Below are 22,292 nucleotides of genomic sequence, written 5' to 3'. Positions count from 1 at the left end.
CTTAAACCTATACTAAAGAGATAATCTGCAGCATCCTTACCCCCTTAATACTGTTTGACTTTACAGATATAAGTTCATCATGATAATTTTCTACAAGAATAAGAGGTATGTTTTTTGCATTATAATCATTAATTATTTTTTGTGATGGAGATTCACTTAAAAGTATTACTGCATCAGCTCTTCTTCCGTAAAGAATCTCGTTTAATACTTCATCTTCCCTATTTGATGTGGAGTATAGGTTAAGGTTGTAATTTTTCTTACAGTTGCCCATGGCAGTCTCTATACCCCTTAATACACTTAACTCAAAGTATGTTGAGAAAAAGCTTGTAACTACAGCAATAGCATCGGTTTTACCCTTAACAAGACTTCTCGCATTGTAATTAGGATGATAATTTAGCTTTTCAATAGCTTTATTTACCTTATCCTTTGTCTTTTGAGTAATTCTAGGATCGTTGTGTATTACCCATGATACCGTTGTATGGGAAACACCTGCCATTTTTGCTACATCATTAATTGTTACTGCCATATAAACCTCTAAGCTATTTTATAGAATTAGTATAAAAAAATAAAGTATCTACTAGAACAGTGTTATCCTAGAACCTATTCCTAACCTAGGGAAAAAACCACCAGTATTCTCAGAACTTATAAGTGTAGCTTCAAAGTCTAAATATAGGGATAGAGAACTGATATATTTTGAGTCAAATTTAACTTTAATAAACTCTAATTGACTTACAACAGCTGAGTACCACATTATTGAATCCATATCACTTACAGATAGGGTTTTATTAGTAAAACTTGCCCCAAAGGCCAGAGATGAAGAGAATGGGCTAAAATCTGGACCTAAGAATGCCCCGTACTCTAATGTATAGATATTAGCCAACAACTTACCGCCATAAAATGCTCCCTTAATCCTAGCATCAATAGAAGATGTTCTTGTCTCTCCATATGTAAATTGAAGTTTTACATTGTCGTCAAAAAATGTGAATCCTATACCGGTTCCATAAAGCTTTCCATATCCTGTCTCAATATCTATAAACATTCCTTGGAAAAGACCTGGTACCTCATAGTTTGACTTAGATCCATCCCTTAATATAACAGAGATATCAGTTAAACCATTGGAATCAAAAGCTGTACCAGACATTTTAATACTATCGTTAAACCTACCCATTTCAAGGTCTTCTATAACAGAGACCGTAGGGTCAGTTCTATCAATATTAACAGCAACTCTACTTGTTTTACTCTCTCCATTAGAGTATTTAGATCGTACAAGTATTGGAGTTAATCCGTCTTCATACTGCCATGTTTCAACTCTAAATTCCCAAGAGGACTGACCAACTGCAGGATGAAATATTTGTCCATTATCAAGACTTACTTCTACTAGGATAGGAGTAATACTCTCATCCCCAATATATCCTGCTTTTCCAGTTAAAAATGGCCTTCCAGATATATTCTCTCCGGTTTTCATATTTGTTATTTCCAACCAAGCACCACTATTTTGAATATTAAAGGTGTAGTTTGGAGTATCGTAAACCTGACCATCTTCAAGGGTTCCTTTTAAAGATATAGTATGCTCTCCATCTTTAAAACTTCTAGTATTAACTTTAAGATTAAAGTAGTTAAATTCATTAACTTTAATCTCACTAAATAACTCCCCATCAATAAAACACTCTACAAAATCTACAGGTTTAAAACCAAGAATTTTTCCAGATATCTCAAAAACACCTGTCTGATTAGAGCCGGGTTGTGGAAATAGAAGCTCAATATCTCCTGCATTATCAGAAGGAGTTACTGTAAAATTACGGGTAGAAATAGATCTATTATCAGCTTTATCATAGGCTATTAGCTCTATATTATACTCACCAGGCTCAAATCCTTCTAATGGAATATCAATATTAAATATACCATTGTTAGTAAGGTTTCCTTCCCCTACAACTATATTATTACTTTCTGCCTGGGTATGGGTATAGATCTTATAATCTACACGTTTAAGGCCAATATTATCGCTACTTCTTCCACTAAATACAATTTTATCTGATAGGATATCACCATCAACCGGTTGGATTATCACAAGCTCAGGAGGGGTATTATCAATATTAATAAGGGTAGAGTAAAACCCTTCTGTTTTTAATTTATCAATTGCTTTAACAAATAGGGAGTATGTACCATCTTTTATATTTTTTGTATTAAAATTATATGTCCAGTTATCCTTACCCTGGGCTTTTTGATATGAAACACCATTATCGGTAGAAACATAAACTGAGTCTATTCCATTTTCATCAAAACTAGTTCCAACAAGCTTTATTGTACCATTTTTTGTATCATCAATGCTTGGTAGAATAAGGTTACTAGTTGGCTCCTCCTTAGAGACCCAGAAAGTAGAAGTTACAACATCACTCTCTACCCCTAATACATCTACAGCCTTTACAGTTATTGTATGTTCATTATTTGTAATACTCTCTAAGGGAATATTTACCGAGAAGTTATTCTCATTTTTAGCTATAGGATAGAGATCTCCACCATCTAGCGAGTAGAGAATCTCCCCTACTCCATCATCATCAAAAACCATACCTGAAATAATAAAGTCATTCCTTATTATCTCTTTATTTATAGGTGTCTGAATTTGAACTACAGGCTTATCCCCCTCCCTATTAATGTTAAATAGAGGGTATATATCCTTATAATTACCAGCTTTATCAAGAGCTCTTATTACAAAAGTTTCAGGAAATACTTCATCCTCTCCAAAATCGATGTCAAAGTTAAAAACACCAGAAGCAACTACTGGGGTAAAACTCTTTTCATCCTTAGAGTATGATATACTGTCTAACTCGATATTATCCTTTGACTTCCCAATTAATGTAATTACACCATTTATCTCATCGTTCCCCGGTATAAATAGGGAGATTTCGGGATTTGTATTATCTTTAATAAAGGATATTTTTTTTACAACTTCCCTGCCACTTAAATCAACCCCTTTAATCCAGATGCTATAACCACCATCAGCCCTATTACTAAAATCTACCTCTTGGGTAAAGATAAACTCTTTTGGTTCCTCTTTTACAACTTTTATATTATCTAATGGGGAGGTAGCTGTGTACTTCTCCTTCTTAACAGGCTCCTTTGGTATAGCTAATTCAAGATCCTGCCATGTAATTCCACTATTTATAGAGTAACTTAAACTACTTACTTTTAGGTTGTCTTTTATCCTACCAATTAAATTTATGCTACCCCTAATAAATTGATTATCAAGGGTTTCTAACTCTATCTCCGGACTAAAATCATCTTTAATAAACTTAAAAAAGTTTGAATAAAATATATCATTATCTACAGTTGTAACAACAACTCGAACACCCTTAGATATACCATTTCCCTTAGAGTCTATAATAATAGTATTATCTCTATTTTTTACTTCTATAAAATCAGGAACTGTGCCTTTCTCTGCTTCTAAAGTTATATCTTTGATACTTCTACCATTAAAATAACCAATTAAAGGCTTATTTGAACCTAGATCAATATACTCACTAGATAATCTTTCATCGGAAAAATATAGACCTAACTCATCCTTTATACCATTTATATTTATCTTATCAACAATAAAAAAGAAGGATTTGAAGCTCTCCTCTCTACCATACATATCGGTATAAGTAAGGAGAACCTCATTTCTTCCCCATGGAAGGCCCTTTGGTAGGTTAATGGTAAAACTGCCATCTATAATCTCAATTTTCTTTAAAGGGTCATCATTTATTCTATAACTTAAGTCTCCATTAATATCCTCTAGAACACTTCCAATCAAAGATGCAGATGGTTCTCTATTAATTAAAACACCAAGGTTATAATCCCCTTCATAAGCTTCTTCTCTATATCTTTTTATATTTATAGAACTCTTTTTAGCCTGAAATGTATAACTTATTTTTTTTGATTTAGACTCGACCCCATTAATATCTATTGCTGTAACATAGAGGGTTTTAGACCCCTCACCAAACTCTGTAAGAGGAATATCAAAAAAACCATTTGTTGCTACAGTTATCTCTTTACCTCCCTCTAAACCATCACTTACTTTAATAGACTTAATAGAGTCATCATCCCTTGTAAACCCAGAGAGCAGAGGCTTATCAAAAAATACCTCGTTATTTTGTGGGTAGTTAACCTCTAAAACAGGTTTATCAGAGGATTTCCCACTATTTAAATCTAACTCCTCCTTAAGAAGAGTCTGAACAAACTTATTTTCATTTATACCAAAGGATCTACTAATTGTAGAGCTGTTTCCAAAATTATCCGTTGCTTGTAACTCTATTGATAGTGATTCACTACTTACTACAGGAATATCTAGAGTAGTTCTAAAACTATAATCTCCAGTGGTTCCTGAAAACTTAATATCCTTAAATCCCTCTTCATTTGAGTACCTATACTCTAACTTACTTAATAGAGTCTCCTTAATAGAACCAGAAACAGCTAAGGCTGTAGATTGATTAGAATTTAACTTTGGATTGTCTAGCACTATTATAGGGTTTGTAACATCTACACTAAAGTTAAACTTAGTAGTTTCATATACACCCTTATCAGTATTAACTATAAACTTTAAATCCTCTACTCTGCCCTCTTTTCCACTTGATATTGTAATAACTTGAGTATCATTATTTATTTTAATAACATCGCTTTTTGGTTCTGACTCTACCGACTTAATATCTGGCCCATTAAAATAGATAGTAAATGGTTTATTTTCCCTTAATAGAATATTATTTCTTCCAGGAAGAGAGGCGTAGGATAGACCCCAATTTTCATTTACTACTGAGTAGTTTTTTACATAGATATTAGACTCTTTAGAGACTTCATTCCCAAACTCATCTTTAGCATATATGGTAAAATCCAGAACTCCATAAAAAAAACTACTATCAATGTTTATAGCAAATTTTGTCTCTCCAATATTGTCACTTTTTTTAAGGGGAAGCTCAATAAAATCCCCCCTACCAATCTTATACTTTAAAGAGACTATGTTATTACCAGATAAAACTTTTCCATTTATACTATAACCACCATCTGTAGTCACATTTATTCCAGGTGTAAAGGGTATTTCACTCTCACCTTTTTTTAGGTTTTCTAATAAAATCTCAGGGGATTTTCCATCTATAACAAAGGGTATTTCAATCTCATCTCCATAGAGATCGTTACTATCTATAGCCCTAAGTTTAACTGTGTGGGATCCAGATGACAGATTTTCTAATGTTTTAGAGAAAGAGTTAAATGTCTCTATTACAACTGGTTCATCCCCATCTAATGTATAGGATATCCCCTTTACATAGTCATCATCTGTAACATACCCCTCAATTATTAGATCCTCTTTATATGTTGTATCCAATAGAGGGGATGTTATATTAAGTAGAGGTTTATCACTCTCTCTATCTATATTAAATTTGTACTTTAACTCTGTGGAGTTTCCAGATGTATCCTCTGTAATTAAAACTATTTCAGGATCGATTTTATTCTCAGCTGAAAAATCTATATTTGTAGTCCAATAGGGGTTCCCAGCTTTTAATGTTATCTCTTTCTCTACTTCGTTATATATATATTTAAAGGATTTTATTCCAATCTTATCACTAATTTTACCACTTAAAGAGACCCTACCATTTAGTATATCCTTCTCTACAGGGTCAATAATGGTTATTTCTGGTCCAATATTATCGACAAAAAAGAGAAATGCAGTATAGGCTGTTGAACCTGTTTTATCATCACTTTTAATCCAGTAGATATTAGGCCCATCTTCTAATTTTCTAGTATCTATATCTATATCAAAAAAATAAAACTCGCTGGTTTTATCCTTCTCAAACTTTATAGAGTTATATGATTTTTGGTCATCGGTACTAAGGGATATATTTTTTATTCCATTGGCATCAACAACCTTACCTTTAATATTAACCTTACCTGAAAAAATAACTCCATTACTGTAGTTCTCTATTGTATTTGTAGGTTTTAAGGTGTCCTGATTATAGGTTACAGAGACCTCCCTACCTTCTAGACCATTAATATCCACAGCTTTTGCAGTTATTGTATGCTGTCCATCCTCTACTTTATCTGCACTTAAAAAGTAGCTCCAGAACTGTGTACCTACAACTTCTTCAAACTCACCATCATTAACTTTTATTAAAACTTTATCTACACTATCATCATCCCTAGCAGTACCTACAATATTAAGATTACCACCAACCCTCATAAAGGATGATGGATTTGTAATTGAAACTAGTGGTAGATCGGACTCTGGATCAACAAAGATATCAAAGGGGCCAGTAAACACCTCATTATTTGCCTTGTCTTTAGCTCTTATTAGAAGATTATACTCTCCAGGCTCCTTCCCTTCTAGAGGAACTTCATACTCCCAGTTATCCTTTCCAGAGACCTGTTTATAATCGGACTCCTCTGTCTGTCCTAGGGAAAAACCAATTGCTGGTAGAAAAATAACCAGTAGATATATATAGATATATTTCTTCATTAAGAACCTCATTAAAAGTGTAAATTTTGTACTATTTTAACCTATTTATTACAGGATTACAACAAATATTAATATTTGGTAATATTGTATTTAGACTATACTTTAATTAACGATATATTTTAAACATCTCTTTAATATTATCTATATTATTCCAATTTTAGACTTGAGATACGAATTTCTTCTAGTTTGCTTAAAATTACTTTTATTTCTTCTTTATCACTAATGTTAAATAATGAAGAAATAGACCATTTAAGAGGTTGTATAATTGTTTCATTACTATTTCTTTCAAAGGAAGATGTTAATGATGTAGAATTTTTTATATGAGTATATGCTTTATTTAAATCTTCTCGATTTAGTTTATTTAAAGATTTTTCGTTAATAGGATATAAATTTGAATAATTTACTACAATATTTTGTCCACCTTCTGATAGAGCATATTTATAGAAGTCTTCGAAAACATCTTCATTTACACCTGCAACAGTTTTGCCAACAAAACCAGAAGATGATATTATCTCATTATAACTTTCTCCAACATCAACTAGAGGGAAAGGAAACCAACCTAAATTCTTCTTTAATTTTTCTGATGCATTTTCGTAATAAAATGCTCCTCCTAAAACCATAGCTGTTTCTCTGCTATCAATCTGTTTTAACATTTCTGTCCACTCAATCGAATCATCGAAATAGAAATATCCTTTATTTATCAATAGATATAATCTTTCATAAGTTTGTAAGACTCTTTGATCTGTAAATTCAATCAATCCATTTAATAAGTTTTTATGAAACTGAATACCGTTTAATCTAATATTAAGGTAATCAAACCATGCGGTTATTGGCCATTTTAAATCTTGTAGCATAGAAAAAGGAGTAATATTGTAATCTAGCATCTTTGCACAAAGAGTATCTAACTCATCTAAGGTAGAAGGTTCTTTCAAATTGTACTCTTTAAAGATCTCCTTATTATAATATATACCCCAAGGAGACCAAGTTATAGGTATATAAAAATAACTACTTGAATCCATACTTAAGGTGTAAAATGGTTTTACAAGATCTTCCGTTATATAATTATCGAAGTATCTAAGCCCTGATTTCTCCCTTAAACTATTATATAACTGAGAGCTAAAAACTGTATAAAAAATATCCTCACTGTTTTCTAATAAAAAACTTTTATTTATATATCCTAAATAATTTGATTCATTTTTAACCGACGTGGTAATTTTAACCCTCTTATCACTCTTATATGAATAAGATTTCAAAATATTTTCACTAAAATTATCGTATTTACTATTTGAGGAATTAATTACTAAATTAATTTCACCTTCTATTTTTTTTCTGTTATTTATGACTATTAAAAATGTTAAAAACAGGCCTAATGATAATATAAGACCTGCTATTATTACTTTTCCTTTCAATGTAAACCTACCCATTACTGTTTTGGAACATAATAAGCAATTCTATAATAATCACTAGAGCCATATCCAACAGCCTTATCCCAGAAGTTTGTTCCAGTATCTGCTTCTACGCTGGTTCTTACACTGTCTGCCTCATAGGCTAAAGGTATGTTTTGGGTTTCCCATACTGTATCAGCTGAGCCATCGTTATTTATATCAAAATCTGTTTCAATTGTTGCAACTTTTAAACCATCAAAAGTATTAACTCTAGAAGAATCAAGATATGAAATAATTGGAGTTGTTCCATCTAACGTTAAGTCTGCCCACATTCCTACGGATCCATTTGAGTCTATTAATACTGGATCATCAAATGTGTAAGCTGTTCCGTCAGATGGATTATTTGTTGATTTAATATACATAAGGTCTCCTGTACTTGTTTTATAGAATGTCATATGAACATAATTACTGGAATCTACTCTCATTGAGATAAACTTACCAGTATAACTGCTATTAGATGTTACATCCTGAGTTAACCAGTCTCCAACTTTAGGATTTGTCGAACTTGAAACAGCTAATTTAACTTTCTGATTTGTTAAATCATAATATGCTACAAGTGGGTATCCATTACTATTTACATCAATAGCACTATACTCACCAGCCTTCATAGTATCTGTTCTACTACCAGTTCCACCTAAAACACGATTTGTATTATAAGTATCGTGGGTATCATAATAACCATCTAAGTTTACCCAAGTATAGTACTGGGATTCATTATCAAAAATATATTTTCTTTCAGTATTGTCCCAGCTATAACTAGGATTACTACCGCTTGTTTTATGCCAATATTTTATAGATTTAGTATCAGTATCATAATAACTAACATGAATATCATTACCATTTGTAATAACTCTCTCATTAACAAACTGCATTAACTGTTCATCATGATATAAAAGTTCAGATTCATAGGCATTACCAGAGTTTCTAGAAGCTGCAGCATTTGCATTTGAATCCCATACATAAACACCTCCGGCTCCTGTTACATCCCACCTATTATTCCCATAGATATTTGCATTCCAAACAACAGAGAGTCTGTCTCCAAAGGAGATGTCTGTATGTTCTGATGGGTCATATGCCTGATAAATTTGTGTAGCATTTCCATTATTAGGAGCATAATTTATTGTTGAATCAGCATAATTACTCCAAGATGCATATAAAAGACCACTATTGTCTATTGTCATTGCTGGATACTTAGGTGAATCACTGCCTGTAAAGTACCCTCTATTTGAACCAGTTGATGTATTGTTAGATTGCCAAATATGAATATATCTATCATCTGTCCATAACTCTGATTCTTCTAGGTAAGGATTCTTCTCACTATTTGTAGTATAGTTGTTATTATTACTATTATTTATGGCTGAAACGCCATTTACAGTAAGTTCTAAATATCCTGATCTTGCTGTTGTTGGTATATCAATTAATATTGAACTATCACTACTTCCACTAATTGTTGATGAAATGGAAATATTATCAATAGTAACACTACCAGGTATTGTTGTACTTCTTAGGTTAAACCCATCTATAATTAAACCAGTCTCTTCTCTTCTTACTGGGTAGAATCCTAGTTTAGATCTATTAGTATTAAAACCATTTCTAGTAATAGAAGTTATATATGGAACTACATCAAACTGGTCAATATCACTTACAGTGTGGTCTGCAATAAAATCATTAACTGTAAATTCAACAACTCTATTTTCATCAGCAACATTTGTTAAAGTTTCAGTATCCCAGTTATATGTAAAATTAACAGTATGACCATCTTTCCAATGTAATTCCTGGCTAACAATTGTTGTATTTGGATCTACAGATTTAAATAGACCTTCAACCCACTGTGCAATTACTACATCACTTTCTCCCGTTATGCTTAATGTTATATCTTTTATTCTTGAATCATCAGCTGCTACTCCAATAAATTGAAGCTCTCCACTAATATCCTTATCATTGGTGTTTGTTGCAGGATTAGAACTAAAATCACCCACATCTAAATGACCATCAACAACAGAATTAGTTGTTAAATCACTAACTGTAATTGTAGGAGGAATTGTATCAGCTCCCTTCATATCAACTTCTAAATTTTTAGTTAATTTCAAAGTATCATTCACACCATCAACATAGTCGTAAACCCTAATAATGAACTCTGTTTCACCATCATAGGCTGAAGTATTAAAAGTTGTTTCAGTTGTATTTTTATCTGTTGTTTTAACCACACCTGAAGAGTCTGATATTTCTAGATAATAGTTTGCTTTACTACCACCAAATAATTCAACATAAAGTAATCCACTTCTTGCTTGGAAGGATTGAGGGTATGCCATCTGCTCTGACTCCTCAATTACTCCACTATCATCTAAGTCCGAACCAACAATCAACATTATTTCTACATAGTGACTAGAGTTTCCTGCTTTATCATATACAACATAGTGAAGTTCTACGGCTCCTAAGTCTGTATCAATAGAACTAGTATCAAACTCTGCAGACCAGTTATATACACCAGAAGCTGTTGAAATATATTCGTAATATCCATCTCCATCTCCAGAGTCATCTTTCCCTCTCTCTAGGACAGCAGCATCCCAATCAATTGTGATAAGATCTTTATTATTATCTGGATAAACAACAGCTCCATTGCCATCATTAAAATCTATAGTGGTATTACTACTTGTTTCTCCAGTATTTGGATCAATAATTACTCCATCCTGGGATAAGTATGCTTCAATTCTACCAAAACTACTTACAAGACCAGTATCTTCATAAATACCTGAAACAGTTACTCGATTCTCAACCCCTGTTCCCCCTGCAGTTCCAATATCATCAACTCGGCCAGTGTAAGATGCTGTAGGATTAATATTATCAATACTTAATTGAAGACTTTTAAAAGACTGATAACCTGTTGTATCTGTTACTTTTAATCTAACGTTAATTATATCACTACTATTTGTATAACCTAGTTCATTTATAGAATCTACAGGGATTGTTAACGTTTCAGTAACATTAGGAGAACCTGTACTTAATACAGATTCATAGCTAATTCCACCATTATAACTAATATCTATAGCTGTTATTCCACCTTCATTATCTGTTGTAGAAACTTTGATATCAAAAGTACCTTTTACATCTGTTATAGGATTAGAATTATCATCAAGTACTTCAAATTGAGTAATTTCAGGGAATGTACTGTCAATATCAATATTTCTTGTAACCAACAGACTCTCTACACCCTTTAGATCTACAGCTTTGAATTGAATATTTATTACACCAGTTGCACCTGTAATATTTGAATTTTCACTGTAAAGAAGACCATCACTATTTATCTCCTGTTGCCATACACTGTTACTAAAGTTTGTAATTTCTGTCCACGAAGACTCATTATCAAAAATATGAGAAGTTCCTGGATTATTATCTAGATCATATGAGTCTACAAAATCCCCATCTCCATTTACATCTGCTCTAATATAAACCTTACTAACAGCTTCATTATCTGTGGCTGTTCCAATTAGTAATATTGTTCCACCTAGTTTTGCTCCATTTGAAGGGGATGTAATACTAACAGTTGGTTTATCAAGGTCTGGACTAATATAAAATTGATATGAATTTTCAATAGTAACATTACCTGCAGAATCTGTAGCTCTAATTTGTACAGGATATTCCCATGTACCATCACCTTGATCATTTCCATCAGTATAAACAGAAGTGGCAACAGTATTAATAGTTTTACTCCAGTTATATGTACCATCTAATAACTCCCAAGAACCACTGTTTCCAAGTTTAATTTCAACAGTTTTCATCTTTTCATCTGTAGTTATCCCTTTAATTGTTACTGATCCAGTAACAACTGAATCTAGTGCAGGATATTGAATATCGACATCTGGAGATACAGAATCAATAGTAATTGATCTATCTACAACGCTCTTTTTATCAAATGAATCGACTGCATTATAAGAAATTGTTATTGGTCTATTTTCATATTCATCTGGTAACTGTTCGAGTGCAAAATCCCAGATATATTTTTCATTAGTAGTATCCCAATAAAACTCACCAGTGTTTTCTGTGGTTGTTAATCCCCATTGGGTATTTGCATTATCTACATTTATTACTGATGTAGTTGATGCATTATTTGCAGTAATTGTAAATGATGCTAAAGATGTACCATCATATGCTTCTCCACTGGTTCTTGCTGAACCTTTAACATAAGCACTTTGTATTGGTTCAGACACATTAACTACAGGGTCAGATTTATCAACAAAGAAATGATAAACTTCGGAAGTTAAAGTTTTAGCTAAAGTATTTATATCAGAAACTTTCACTGTAAATTCATTGTCTCCCTCAATTAAGTCTGAACTAGAAAAAGTATGACTCCAACTAACTAATGAACCATTATCTGATGTTGTTCCAGAATCAACAGAAACATAAGAGCCACCATTTAAACTTACTTGGATTGTAGAAGCATCTACAGAATCATCATCTGCAACTGTTCCTATTATTTTAACTGTTGATAGAAATAGATTTTTTGTTGCTGATGGAGTTGAATCTATTGCTATCTCTGATGTTATTTTTTCAATATTAGTAAAGTCAACGGTTGGGATATCTGAGGCCTGGTTTACTGTTATCTCTTTAGAATCTGCTTTATCATTACCAGCCTTATCCCGAGCTAATACCCAAATTTTGTAGCTATTCCCATCTGTAAACTTACTTGTATCTGTTGTATCTATTCCTGTTACGGAGTATGGTGCTGCTCCAAAAAGAGTATAATTAGTAGTATCCCAACTTGGGGCTTCATCTGTTGATGGGAGTATCCAATAACGAACACCCTCTAATCCATTAGGATCTGAAGCTGTTGCACTAAACTCTATTGTTCCATTTACTTCATCTGTATTTACAAGAGGTGACACTGTTCCTACTTCTACTAGTGGAGCTACCTTATCAACCTGAATAGATTTTACAAGCTCTACACTTGGTCTATCTGCTACATCTGTGGCAAGTACTGTTATGTCGTATGAACCGTCAGTTTTACCAGATAAATCCCCTGTATATGTCCAAGATCCATCTGTTACTGTTATTAGGTAGTCTGTTCCTGCTACATTTAGGTTTATTTTATTATCTTTTAATCCATTACTATCACTAGCTGTTCCTGATATTGTAAAGGAACCTTTAGTTATGGAAACAGGGTTTGTTGTTACAGCTAGACTTGGTACTCCCTGATCAAAAACAAAATCTTTTGTTGATATTACACTTACATTTCCTGCTTCATCAGTTACCCTTACATGTACTGTCTTATCACCTTCGGAGATACTAAGAGCAAAGGTTCCATTCCAGCTAGTACTTCCACTAGCGGCTACCCAATCCTCTTCTACAACTGCAACATCTTTTGCTGTTACTTGGTACTCAACTTTATTTATCCCAGAGTTAGTAACTCCATTATCATCGGAAGCCACTCCTTTAAATGTATATGAACTACCACTTACAAAACCAGTTATAGCATCTATTCCATCTACTTCAGGAGCTGTTACATCATATAATACGGATCTTGTTAAACTTGTTTTTCTACCAGAGTTATCTGTAGCAACTACTGTATAAGTTTCTTCGCCCTCCACTGGAGTTGTTACACTATATGTCCATGATCCACCACTATTTGTTGTTGGAGCATTTCCATTTATTGTTAAGCTAGCTATTCCATAGGTATCGGAAATTGTTCCTTCTAAAGTATAAGAGCTGTTTGTTTTCTTTTGAGATGAACCTATAAAGGTTTCACTTAGTATTGGGGCACTTTGGTCTACTACAAACTCTATATCACCACTCTCAACAAAGTTTCCTGAGTTGTCTATAGCTTTAAAACTTATATTATTTACACCCTCAGTTAAAGACGTGGTATCTACTGTTACATTCCAACTATTTGTACCTGTTACTAATTCATAAGCTGCACCATTTAAACTGTACTCTACTTTGCTTACTAAAGAGTTCGTATCACTTGCAGTTCCAGTAAATATATACTCTCCAGATATCACTTCTCTACCTTCGGCTACACCTGATACCTCAGAGTCTATTTCTCCAGGAGTTAAGGTTGGAGCTGTTTTATCATATAAAACAGATATCTCTTTCTCGGTTGTTTTACCAAATTTATCTGTTGCAGTTACTGTAATAGTTTTAGTTCCTTCTGCATCAAACCCTGATGCGTTTGAAACTAGATTCCAACTACTACCAGTTACTGTTGCCTCTGTTACATTTCCACCTTCTAGAGTTACTAAAACACTATCTAAGTGTGCATCAGAGACTGTTCCTGAAAGTGTTATAACACTTTTTACACTACTACCTTCTGCAGGTTTATTGTCTGTTATTGTTAAACTTGGATTCGATTTATCTACAAAAAAGTTATACGTATCAGAGGTAAAAGCTTTCCCATTTGTATCTGTGGCTGTTACAACTAAAGTATTATTTCCATCTACTAATCCAGTAGCAAATGTATTATCCCAGTAGACTAAAGAACCATTTGATGAACTGTTACCTGTAGTAACACCTGTTGGAGCTGCTCCATTTAAACTTACTTGGATTGTAGAAGCATCTACAGAATCATCATCTGCAACTGTTCCTATTATTTTAACTGTTGATAGAAATAGATTTTTTGTTGCTGATGGAGTTGAATCTATTGCTATCTCTGATGTTATTTTTTCAATATTAGTAAAGTCAACGGTTGGGATATCTGAGGCCTGGTTTACTGTTATCTCTTTAGAATCTGCTTTATCATTACCAGCCTTATCCCGAGCTAATACCCAAATTTTGTAGCTATTCCCATCTGTAAACTTACTTGTATCTGTTGTATCTATTCCTGTTACGGAGTATGGTGCTGCTCCAAAAAGAGTATAATTAGTAGTATCCCAACTTGGGGCTTCATCTGTTGATGGGAGTATCCAATAACGAACACCCTCTAATCCATTAGGATCTGAAGCTGTTGCACTAAACTCTATTGTTCCATTTACTTCATCTGTATTTACAAGAGGTGACACTGTTCCTACTTCTACTAGTGGAGCTACCTTATCTACCTGAATAGATTTTACAAGCTCTACACTTGGTCTATCTGCTACATCTGTGGCAAGTACTGTTATGTCGTATGAACCGTCAGTTTTACCAGATAAATCCCCTGTATATGTCCAAGATCCATCTGTTACTGTTATTAGGTTGTCTGTTCCTGCTACATTTAGGTTTATTTTATTATCTTTTAATCCATTACTATCACTAGCTGTTCCTGCTATTGTAAAGGTACCTTTAGTTATGGAAACAGGGTTTGTTGCTACAGCTAGACTTGGTACTCCCTGATCAAAAACAAAATCTTTTGTTGATATTACACTTACATTTCCTGCTTCATCAGTTACCCTTACATGTACTGTCTTATCACCTTCTAAGATGTTAAGAGCAAAGGTTCCATTCCAGCTAGTACTTCCACTAGCGGCTACCCAATCCTCTTCTACAACTGCAACATCTTTTGCTGTTACTTGGTACTCAACTTTATTTATCCCAGAGTTAGTATCTCCATTATCATCGGAAGCCACTCCTTTAAATGTATATGAACTACCACTTACAAAACCAGTTATAGCATCTATTCCATCTACTTCAGGAGCTGTTACATCATATAATACGGATCTTGTTAAACTTGTTTTTCTACCAGAGTTATCTGTAGCAACTACTGTATAAGTTTCTTCTCCCTCTACTGGAGCTGTTACACTATATGTCCATGATCCACTACTATTTGTTGTTGGAGCATTTCCATTTATTTTTAAGCTAGCTATTCCATAGGTATCGGAAATTGTTCCTTCTAAAGTATAAGAGCTGTTTGTTTTCTTTTGAGATGAACCTATAAAGGTTTCACTTAGCATTGGGGCACTTTGGTCTACTACAAACTCTATATCACTACTCTCAACAAAGTTTCCTGAGTTGTCTGTAGCTTTAAATTTTATATTATTTACACCCTCAGATAAAGACGTGGTATCTACTGTTACATTCCAACTATTTGTACCTGTTACTAATTCATAGGCTGCACCATTTAAACTGTACTCTACTTTGCTTACTAAAGAGTTCGTATCACTTGCAGTTCCAGTAAATATATACTCTCCAGATATCACTTCTAGACCTTCGGCTACACCTGATACATCTGAGTCGATTTCTCCAGGAGCTAAGGTTGGTGCTGTTTTATCATATAAAACAGATATCTCTTTCTCGGTTGTTTTACCAAATTTATCTGTTGCAGTTACTGTAATAGTTTTAGTTCCTTCTGCATCAAACCCTGATGCGTTTGAAACTAGATTCCAACTACTACCACTTACTGTTGCCTCTGTTACATTTCCACCTTCTAGAGTTACTAATACACTTTCTAAGTGTGCATCTGAGACTGTTCCTGAAAGTGTTATAACACTTTTTACACTACTACCTTCTGCAGGTTTATTGTCTGTTATTGTTAAACTTGGATTCGATTTATCTACAAAAAAGTTATACGTATCAGAGGTAAAAGCTTTCCCATTTGTATCTGTGGCTGTTACAACTAAAGTATTATTTCCATCTACTAATCCAGTAGCAAATGTATTATCCCAGTAGACTAAAGAACCATTTGATGAACTGTTACCTGTAGTAACACCTGTTGGAGCTGCTCCATTTAAACTTACTTGGATTGTAGAAGCATCTACAGAATCATCATCTGCAACTGTTCCTATTATTTTAACTGTTGATAGAAATAGATTTTTTGTTGCTGATGGAGTTGAATCTATTGCTATCTCTGATGTTATTTTTTCAATATTAGTAAAGTCAACGGTTGGGATATCTGAGGCCTGGTTTACTGTTATTAATTTTGAATCGATATTATCATTACCAGCCTTATCCCGAGCTAATACCCAAATTTTGTAGCTATTCCCATCTGTGAACTTACTTGTATCTGTTGTATCTATTCCTGTTACGGAGTATGGTGCTGCTCCAAAAAGAGTATAATTAGTAGTATCCCAACTTGGGGCTTCATCTGTTGATGGGAGTATCCAATAACGAACACCCTCTAATCCATTAGGATCTGAAGCTGTTGCACTAAACTCTATTGTTCCATTTACTTCATCTGTATTTACAAGAGGTGACACTGTTCCTACTTCTACTAGTGGAGCTACCTTATCAACCTGAATAGATTTTACAAGCTCTACACTTGGTCTATCTGCTACATCTGTGGCAAGTACTGTTATGTCGTATGAACCGTCAGTTTTACCAGATAAATCCCCTGTATATGTCCAAGATCCATCTGTTACTGTTATTAGGTAGTCTGTTCCTGCTACATTTAGGTTTATTTTATTATCTTTTAATCCATTACTATCACTAGCTGTTCCTGATATTGTAAAGAAACCTTTAGTTATGGAAACAGGGTTTGTTGTTACAGCTAGACTTGGTACTCCCTGATCAAAAACAAAATCTTTTGTTGATATTACACTTACATTTCCTGCTTCATCAGTTACCCTTACATGTACTGTCTTATCACCTTCTGAGATACTAAGAGCAAAGGTTCCATTCCAGCTAGTACTTCCACTAGCGGCTACCCAATCCTCTTCTACAACTGCAACATCTTTTGCTGTTACTTGGTACTCAACTTTATTTATCCCAGAGTTAGTAACTCCATTATCATCGGAAGCCACTCCTTTAAATGTATATGAACTACCACTTACAAAACCAGTTATAGCATCAATTCCATCTACTTCAGGAGCTGTTACATCATATAATACGGATCTTGTTAAACTTGTTTTTCTACCAGAGTTATCTGTAGCAACTACCGTATAAGTTTCTTCTCCCTCTACTGGAGTTGTTACACTATATGTCCATGATCCACCACTATTTGTTGTTGGAGCATTACCATTTATTGTTAAGCTAGCTATTCCATAGGTATCGGAAATTGTTCCTTCTAAAGTATAAGAGATGTTTGTTTTCTTTTGAGATGAACCTATAAATGTTTCACTTAGTATTGGGGCACTTTGGTCTACAACAAACTCTATATCACTACTCTCAACAAAGTTTCCTGAGTTGTCTGTAGCTTTAAATTTTATATTATTTACACCCTCAGGTAAAGACGTGGTATCTACTGTTACATTCCATATTGTTGTACCAGTTGCTAACAGGTATTCATTTCCATTTAAACTATAATATACCGATTTAACATTTGAACCTGTATCAGAAGAACTACCTTCAAATTTATAATTACCTGAAAGCACTTCCTTACCATCATCAACACCTGAAACATCTGAAACTATACTTTTAACATTTAATTCTGGAAGAGTCGCATCAATCTTTATCTTCCTATTTATCTCTACCGATCTATTTGCTTTATCTGTTGCTGTAAATGTAACACTATAATCCCATCGACCTTTGGAAGGGTATATGACCAAGTCCCATTAGACTCTACAGAACTTAATAAATTGATTTCATCTTCAGTATTTACTTTAACATTAAAAGCTAATAGCCCATTACTATCAGATAAGTGTCCACCAAAATTAACACTACTATTAGTTAAAACTTCAGTTTCGCTGTAAGTAGAGTCAACTTCTGTAAAATCAGGTTTAGATTTATCATAATAGAATGTTATATTTGAGCTATTCTTTACATTCCCTATTCTATCCTTAGATTTAAATTTAAGATTGTATGTTCCTTCTGTAGTAAGTTCTAAATCTTTTAGCCACTTAGTATCACCCTCTGTTAAAGAAATAGGCACATCTACTCCACTATTTAAACTATAAGCTAAATCATAATTTAAGGAACTTAAATCACCATCCACTGGATAACTAAACCCGGAACCTAGATCCAGAATAGTACCTTCTAAAGATATAGGACTTGATTCATTAATAGAATTATTAAGTGGTGTAGTAACTGTAAGTATTGGTCCTGATTCATCAATAAAAACAGGCATAGTAGATTTAATAACTTTTCCTGTAATATCTGTAGCTTCTAAGTTAATACTAAAACTTGTTCCTGCTAATTTAAGTTCATCTAAAGTTAATGTTTTAGACCAGTTGTAGTCTAAGTACTGCTTATCTGTAAATATAGTAACTTTGTCTAAAGAACCTAATTGATAAGTTAATGTTTTAACTCCTAAACCATCTTTTACATTACCAGCTAGAATCATTTGACTATTTAGATAGGTTATTTCTGTAGTGGCATTTAAAGGGGAAGATATATCTAAAGTTGGTGCACCAAAGTCGATAGCAAAAATATTCTTATTTGAAATATTAGAAGAGACTACATCTCCATTCAATTTATAATCTATATCATCTTTAGCCTCAACTTGAATATAATAAATCCCCTGAGACAAGGAAGATAGATCAAATTCCCAAGGTATGGATTTATCAGAACCACCTGGAGTTGGGATAAAATTTGTTGTGTATAGTAATACATTATCATAATCATATAGATAAATATTTATTTCACCTCTATCAATACCGTCATCATCTGTTACTGATCCTGAAACAGAAGCAGACGATCCAAACAAGTTTGTAGTCTCATTTCCCCCGCTAATAATAGGTTTATCAAATATAAACTGAGGTTTATCGCTTAGCTGATCTATATTTATAGTGTATTCTTTATTAGAAATATTTCCTGAAAGATCTGTAGCTTGTACATAAAAAGTGGAATTTCCATCTTCAATTTTTTTAGTATCAAGATAATATTTCCAGGAATACGGTGAACCTTCAATATTAAGCCAAGATGTTTTACCATCATTCTTACCGATATAAGCTATTTTAACTGATGATAAATGATCATCACTAGCTCCTCCAGATATAGTCTCTATTCCATTTAAATTCTCAATATTCGATGATAATACACTATCTAATACAGGTTTTATTTTATCAATAATTAAATTTTTAGTAACAATACCGCTTGAATTACCAGCTGCATCTATTGCTTCTATTGTTACTGTAAGAGGCTTTTCTTCACTATCATTAACATTACCATCCACATTGATAATTTGAATCCATGTAACATTTGGAGTAACAGCATCAAAAGGTATAACATAAATAACTGGTTCCGAATCACCAAATGTAGCTTTTATTGTAATCTTTGAAACATCCTTTAAGTCAGCTGCATTACCCGAAAGAGTAAAGTCTGATTTTTTATACATTAAACTAGAGATAACTTCTGAATCTACTTTTATATTATTGATAGTAGGACCACGAGAGTCGATTACAAAATCTATATTTTTTGTTACATCCTTCACAACACCAATATCTTTTTTATCTGCTACAAATACTGAAACACTATGATCACCATCATCATCAAATGTTGGAGTATATTTTAATGTAACAACTCCCCCAACATTCTGCTTTATATATTCTGAAGCAATAACTTTTTCATCATCAATTTTTAAAACGATACTTTCTTCATCAATAGCATCATCATCTTTAAGTTCAGCCAAAATAGTAACAGCGCCTGAAAAACTATTGATATCATTTGTTTCATCTGGTGTTTTAAATGTAATTACAGGTTTATCAGAATCTTGATCTATGGTAATAATTTTAGAAAGCTCAGTAATATTCCCAGCAGTATCAATTGCCTTTAAGTTAAGAGTATGATTTCCATCCGCATAATCTGTTGTTAACAGAGTAATTATACTAGTAGAACCATCAACCTTACTAACTGGTTTCCAATCTTCTTCATTATCTAAATTATATTCGACACTATCAAGGTTTTTATCTACAGGAGTAACTTCTATTTCCACAGTTTGATTTAAACTAGCTGGCATAGTTATCTTTGAATCTTCTAACACTGGAGGTAATATATCTAAGTAAATAGACATACTCTCAGTGTCGGTTTTTCCACTAGCATCGGAGGCAACAACTTTTATACTTAGGTTTACATCTAAATCTTCTTCTGTTATATAGTCTAAAGTTTTTACTGTATATTTCCAATTTCCATCATCTTGTTTTATTGCACTTAGAGGGGTTTTATCATCTACATCGTTAATATATAGATCAACCTTAGTTACACCTACATTATCCTTCGCTTCAATAATAACATCTACATTTGAATTGTAATATTTATTTGATAATGAGGATAATATTTTTACTTCTGGGTTATTTCTGTCTATTCCAAAATTTGCCGGGTTAGGTAAATCTGCAACACCTGAAAATGCACCCTCTATATCAGTTACAGTTAGGGTAAAATAGTAAGAGTCCTCTGGAAGTATTCCACTACTAAGATCAGGGGTCATAGTAAACCCAGACCAATTAACCGAGTCTAGTATTACATCTAAATTATAGCTCCTAGATCCAAGAGGTTTAATTGTCCCCTGTCTAACAAGTGAATTATCACTCTTTTTATAAACAGATAAAACGATGGTCTTAATACCATCGTCATCTTTAACTTGAGCTGATAGATTTACACTATTTGTAAATGATTTAAGATTATCTGGAGAAGAAAGATCCCAATCACTAGACAAAATAATCTCTGGTCTATCTCTATCTTGGTATATATTAAAATTAAGCCTATCAGCTAAGCTATCTGACCTCTGTATCGATTCAAAAAGATCGATATTATTAATATCTGCTAACATATCAATAGGTCTACTATTTATCCCAAGGTCTGATTTTATTTGAGTCATCTCTTCACTAAATAAGTCATCATTATAATAGAAGTAACTACTCTGATTACCTGCAACATCATAGGCGATTACTTCCAAATAGTATGTCTGACTTGATAATAGACCTATTTCTAATTTCTCTGTATTAAATGTTGCTTTCCAACTAGAAGTTCCCTCTGTTACACCTAAATATCTTTTTGTAGGATCATCTGACGAAACAATGTAAACTTCAAGCTTCTCTAGACTTGCGTCTTTGGCTGATCCTATAACATCAAGAATACCATTAATTATATCTTTATCCTGGGAATTTGGGGATTCAACTAAAACAGTAGGAAGGGTGTTATCTAGATAAACTATAATATTTTTGCTACTCTTTTTATCAACAGAGTCTATAGCAGTAACAGTAAATTCAACTTCTCCATCTTTAAATATGGAGGAGTCATCACTATCAATATCTAAATACCAGTTATTATCGCTTAAAGTTGCAGTTCTAGTTTTTGTATCATTAGTTACAGGGCTTTTAAATTCAACAACAACTTCTTTTATACTAGTATCATCAGAGGCAACACCCTTTAGAGTAAAAGTTCCACCCTTATACTCCACATTAACAGGATCGCTTATTGAGATACTAGGTTCACTTAAGTCAACCTTCTCCCCATAACCTGATGTAAAAAGTTCACACGCAACTAAAGTTGCTATAATTAGAGTTGCTACTATAAAATAGTAAATCTTTGATATCATGAAGCCCCCAAGCTAAAATATATTACAAAAAATTAATATGTCCCATTATAAA

General features: G+C 33.1%; 5 protein-coding genes. All 5 read right to left on the bottom strand.

The genetic code is table 11. From position 1 onward, the window contains the following. Positions 1–7: 7 nt before the first annotated feature. The 5 genes from EW093_RS15175 to EW093_RS15155 all read right to left on the bottom strand — a co-directional run bounded on the left by EW093_RS15175 (position 8) and on the right by EW093_RS15155 (position 22,240). Positions 8–526, bottom strand: a complete 519-nt coding sequence (locus EW093_RS15175; RefSeq protein ID WP_149569215.1) for a LacI family DNA-binding transcriptional regulator — start codon at positions 524–526, stop codon at positions 8–10. A gap of 51 nt (positions 527–577) precedes the next feature. Continuing rightward, on the bottom strand, positions 578–6,481 hold the full coding sequence (locus EW093_RS15170) for an Ig-like domain-containing protein (protein WP_187759737.1): 5,904 nt from the start codon (positions 6,479–6,481) through the stop codon (positions 578–580). 146 nt (positions 6,482–6,627) lie between these two features. After that, on the bottom strand, positions 6,628–7,890 hold the full coding sequence (locus EW093_RS15165) for an ABC transporter substrate-binding protein (RefSeq protein ID WP_187759736.1): 1,263 nt from the start codon (positions 7,888–7,890) through the stop codon (positions 6,628–6,630). A gap of 14 nt (positions 7,891–7,904) precedes the next feature. Then, complete coding sequence (locus EW093_RS15160) at positions 7,905–18,314, bottom strand: Ig-like domain-containing protein (protein WP_149569212.1); 10,410 nt, start codon at positions 18,312–18,314, stop codon at positions 7,905–7,907. Beyond that, positions 18,236–22,240, bottom strand: a complete 4,005-nt coding sequence (locus EW093_RS15155) for an Ig-like domain-containing protein (RefSeq protein ID WP_149569211.1) — start codon at positions 22,238–22,240, stop codon at positions 18,236–18,238. Before EW093_RS15155 ends, EW093_RS15160 begins: the two co-directional genes overlap by 79 nt. Positions 22,241–22,292: the final 52 nt, after the last annotated feature.

The sequence above is a fragment of the Thiospirochaeta perfilievii genome, assembly GCF_008329945.1.
GTDB classification, from domain to species: domain Bacteria; phylum Spirochaetota; class Spirochaetia; order DSM-2461; family DSM-2461; genus Thiospirochaeta; species Thiospirochaeta perfilievii.
Note: the sequence above shows the minus strand (reverse complement) of the source record. Positions and strands in the feature narration are given on the sequence as shown.

Bases quoted from the DNA above. Each gene is read 5' to 3' on its own strand.
- EW093_RS15175 (WP_149569215.1), bottom strand. From the start codon at position 526: ATGGCAGTAACAATTAATGATGTAGCAAAAATGGCAGGTGTTTCCCAT.
- EW093_RS15170 (WP_187759737.1), bottom strand. From the start codon at position 6,481: ATGAAGAAATATATCTATATATATCTACTGGTTATTTTTCTACCAGCA.
- EW093_RS15155 (WP_149569211.1), bottom strand. From the start codon at position 22,240: ATGATATCAAAGATTTACTATTTTATAGTAGCAACTCTAATTATAGCA.